Annotated in this window: 3 protein-coding genes; all 3 read left to right on the plus strand. The window is 35.0% G+C overall.

All coding sequences use genetic code 11. The annotated features are described in order from the left end of the window. The first annotated feature begins 221 nt into the window (after positions 1-221). Positions 222-1,301: a HindVP family restriction endonuclease gene (locus tag KZH69_RS20250; RefSeq protein WP_219319280.1), complete on the plus strand. Its 1,080-nt coding sequence runs from the start codon at positions 222-224 to the stop codon at positions 1,299-1,301. Between the two features lie 18 nt (positions 1,302-1,319). Beyond that, complete coding sequence (locus KZH69_RS20255; RefSeq protein WP_219319281.1) at positions 1,320-2,261, plus strand: DNA cytosine methyltransferase; 942 nt, start codon at positions 1,320-1,322, stop codon at positions 2,259-2,261. 946 nt (positions 2,262-3,207) lie between these two features. Further along, the coding region (locus KZH69_RS20260) for a DMP19 family protein (protein WP_219319282.1) at positions 3,208-3,551 on the plus strand (344 nt) is incomplete at its 3' end.

Below are 3,551 nucleotides of genomic sequence, written 5' to 3' on the forward strand. Positions count from 1 at the left end.
CTAACACACGCTACAAGCAATTTGGGTTTTAGGCTTAATTTGAAAATGGTTTTGTATTTGGAAGATTTGGCAAATCCGAAAATAGGGCTTAATTTAGTCCCAAACTGCTTGTAGCGCGAGAACGTTAGGCGTAATGCTCCCCAACAACAAGACAAACATCATCTAATAACAAAAAACCTTCAACATTTTTTTTGTAATTTTGGACTTAAATTTAGAAAAAAATGACTGACGAAAAACCTGGATTATTTGGCATACAACACTCTAACAGAGACTTTACTCAAAATGAAACTTGGGGTAAAAATCAGTTTAATTCCTCATTCCCAGCAGGTTTAACAAACTATTTGAGTTCAAAGGGACTTGAAAACAATTATTTGATTCTTGACAAAGACTTAAAAGTAAAACACAGTAAAATTTCCACATCAGAATTGTTTGGTATAAATCCAACTTCTGACGATTTATTTTTCTCCTTTGAAAGTCCATATACACCATATCAACAACTTGTAATCGGACATTTACCGAGAGTAGATTTAGTTACCCAATTACGAAGTAATGGACAATGTTTAAAACCAATTGAAATAAAATTAACAGCACTTCCCGACAATTCAACTTGTATTTTAAATGAACAATATTATGGTTGTGAAATTGTAATTAGACCAGACACAATTGTTTACCTTGCTTGTAGTATTGTTTTTAATTTCAAGGACAACTTACCACAACTAAAAAATCTAATTGGAAATTCTTTTGATAATATTAAAGATTGGTCGGACGGTTCAGAAGTTTGGACTTATATTACACCAATCATAGCATCAATTGACAGAGTTATATTATCAATTCTTGAAAAGCAAGAGCCTTTAGTTATGCAACCAATATGGAAAACAAATGGAAAATCACCAAAATTAGTTGAAAATTGCCTTGACATTTTTATTTGGTCAAATTTTGCTTTTACTCAATTATTTCTCGATGTTGCTAGAGGAGAACTTTCAGAAGGTGCAAATAAAATCACAAGACAAGTGAGGACAATAATTTGGCTTTTCAAAATGTTATATGATTTTTCAAAAGATGGACAAATAAACCATTCCAAAATTATTGACGAGCTCTCTTATAATACTAAAAATGACAAAGCATTCGCTGTAAGTGGGAGAATTACTCAACGATATATGACTTGTGAAGAATTAACAAAACCAAGAATTCAAAAAAAGGAAATAAAAGAAATTATATTGGGTGGTGGGCAAAATTTATTAAGTCCTGAAAGAAGATTTGACGCAATCATTTTCAATTCGCCAGAACTTTTTAATTCATAAATTTAATATATTAGCTATATGAGAACAGTAGATTTATTTTCGGGTTGCGGAGGAATGTCGCTTGGCTTTCAAAATGCAAATTTTGAAGTTATATCAGCTTTTGATAAGTGGGAACCTGCTTTAAAAGTTTATAAAGAAAATTTTGACCATCCAATTTATGACTTCGATTTATCAACGGATGAAAGTTTAAAATTCATAAAAAACCTTAAACCTCAATTGATTATTGGTGGCCCACCTTGTCAAGATTTCTCAAGTGCCGGAAAACGAGATGAGACTTTAGGAAGAGCGGACTTGACACTTTCTTATGCAAATATTGTGGCAGAATGTGAACCTGAATGGTTTGTAATGGAAAATGTACAAAGAATTTTGAAAAGCAATATATTAAAAGAAGCAATTTCCATTTTCAAAAAAGCAGGTTATGGGATTTCTTACGAAGTTTTAGATGCAAGTTATTGTGGAGTCCCTCAATCAAGAAAAAGATTTTTTCTTATCGGACATTTGCATTCAAAAGATGGGTTTTTAAATCCTTATCTGACAAAAAACAAAACTACGAAGCAAATGACTATCTATGATTATTTAGGTAAATCATTAGGTGTAGAATATTATTATAGACATCCTCGAAGCTATATGCGTAGAGGTGTTTTTAGCATACACGAACCTAGTCCAACAATACGAGGAGTAAATAGACCCGTTCCAAAAGGATACACTAAACATTCAGGGGATATTGCTCAAATTGACGAAAACTTACGTCCCTTAACAACAATTGAACGTAGTTATCTTCAAACGTTTCCTAAAGACTTCAAGTTTATAGGTTGTAAAACTGACCTTGAGCAAGTTATTGGAAACGCTGTACCAGTTAAACTTGGGGAATATGTTGCAAATTGTATTATTGAATATATTGAAGACAAAAAAAGTAACAATATCCAAAATAGTGGACAATTAGAACTTGAATACGCTTAACCAAATAGTCGAGTAGGTAAAGGGGAGTCTCACCCCTAAACCTCTCGCAGAACCGTACGTGAACCTCTCGATTCATACGGCTCTTCATAGTGCAACCTTTTGGGTTGTGTTTGACAAGCAAAATCATCGTCTTTTGGACTTGTAATACCTTATCATTACTCACTATGTGAAGCCCTTCGCTCGCAGGGTCATTACTCCTGCTCTCTTGGATATTTTCGCTACTACGACTTCATCCGCCCCAAGAACTAAACATTGCTACTTTCTGCCTTTTCCACTCTGGGATTTTTGACATTTTTGCTTACCATTTTAGTCTTGGTTCTCCTGTTCCTTATTAGAGCCTGGTTATAGTTCTTGCCCTCTTTATGCCGTGTGCCGTGTAGCCAGTAATCAGGTTATCCGCTACACTTGGTCTCGCTGGGTCGCCGACCCCATTGATTTTGACACAGTAAAAGTTATTTTCGACACCTCAATAAGGGTTTGCTTGCACTCAACTCCTATAACCACACCATACAGCTACTCAACATACAAACGTTGGCAGTGCTTTGACCTTGACGCTCAATACCAATTCTCTTTAAATCAGCACCTCAAGGCGGTTTGAAAACAACTCCTGAAAGTCCTATCCGATAGTCCAACCCTTTACTCGTAATCCTTTGTGAGGCCTCTTTGGTATAGCCAAAGCTCGTTTCTGAACCCTTATAAAGCCTATCATCTCTAATAAAGTTATGTTGCCTTTTCAAAGAACTTTTATATCTTCGTATCCTAAGGCAACGCAGGACACACAGCACTACGCCTAACACACGCTACAAGCAATTTGGGTTTTAGGCTTAATTTAAAGTTGGTCTTGTGTCAGATAAATTTGTGTTTATCCGAAGATTTGGCTTCCTTAATCCCAAACTGCTTGTAGCGCGGGAACGTTATGGGTAACCCTAAAACCGAAAAACAGACAATGAATTTATTTAAAAAATTATTTGGTGGTTCTGACAAATCAGAAAACAAATTGGAAAACAAAAAGCTAGATCTTGAAAAACTACTTTCATCCGACGACATAAATAGAAGCATAATTGAGTTAGACAACCACATTGGAGAACTTTGCTCATACGGAGACGAAATGGACAAACTAACTGAATCACAAAAACAGTTTTACTACAATCAGTGTTTGGAGCGAGAAATTAATAACGGAGGTTTTAATCAATATTTTTTTAACTCAAGTGGCGAATTTGCTCACCTGACAGTTGAATCTTTGCGGATAATTGGTGCCCATATAACTGCTGACATTTTACAGAAAGCCAT

Origin of the sequence: Flavobacterium taihuense (assembly GCF_019351435.1) — a bacterium.
GTDB lineage: Bacteria > Bacteroidota > Bacteroidia > Flavobacteriales > Flavobacteriaceae > Flavobacterium > Flavobacterium taihuense.